Annotated in this window: 1 pseudogene; it reads right to left on the bottom strand. The window is 77.1% G+C overall.

The features are described from left to right. A pseudogene (locus tag OZN99_RS32955) lies at positions 1 to 680 on the bottom strand (acetate--CoA ligase family protein); the annotation flags it as partial.

Genomic DNA, 680 nt, shown 5'->3' with positions numbered 1-680 from the left:
CGCCCGCGCCGCCGGTGGAGGTCAGCACCGCCACGCGGCGCCCGCGCGCGCGCCGCCCGGCGGCCAGGGCGGCGGGGATGTCCAGCAGGTCGGAGAAGCGCTCGGCGCGGATGATGCCGAGCTGGCGGAACAGCGCGCCGTAGAGCCGGTCCTCCCCCGACAGCGCCCCGGTGTGGGAGATCGCGGCGCTGGCGCCGGCCTCGGACCGGCCGACCTTGAAGGCGACGATCCGCTTGCCCGCCGCGGTCGCGCGCCGCGCCGCAGCGCGGAACGCGTCCGGCCGGCGCAGGCCTTCCAGATATAGCGCGATGACGTCCGTGGCGGCGTCGTCCGCGAGGTGGTCGAGCATGTCGGCGATGTCGAGGTCGCCCTCGTTGCCGGTGGAGACCAGCCGAGCGAAGCCGATGCCCCGCGCCGCGCCGCGCGACAGCACCGCGCCGAGGATCCCGCCGGATTGCGAGACCAGCGAGATGCGCCCGGGCGGCAGGTCCTCGATCTCCAGCGCGCCGGAGGCCGAGAGCACGATGCGGTCCGCCAGGTTCACCAGCCCGATGGTGTTCGGCCCCAGCAGCCGCATCGATCCGCAGGCCGCGCGCAGCGCCGCCTGGCGCGCGACGCCGTCGCCGCCGGTCTCGGCATAGCCGCCGGCCAGCACGATGGCCGCGCCGCAGCCGCGCGCC

Origin of the sequence: Falsiroseomonas oryzae, from assembly GCF_027856955.1 — a bacterium.
GTDB classification, from domain to species: Bacteria; Pseudomonadota; Alphaproteobacteria; order Acetobacterales; family Acetobacteraceae; genus Falsiroseomonas; species Falsiroseomonas oryzae.
The sequence above is the reverse complement of the archived record's forward strand: the minus strand, read 5'-3'. Positions and strand labels throughout refer to the sequence as shown.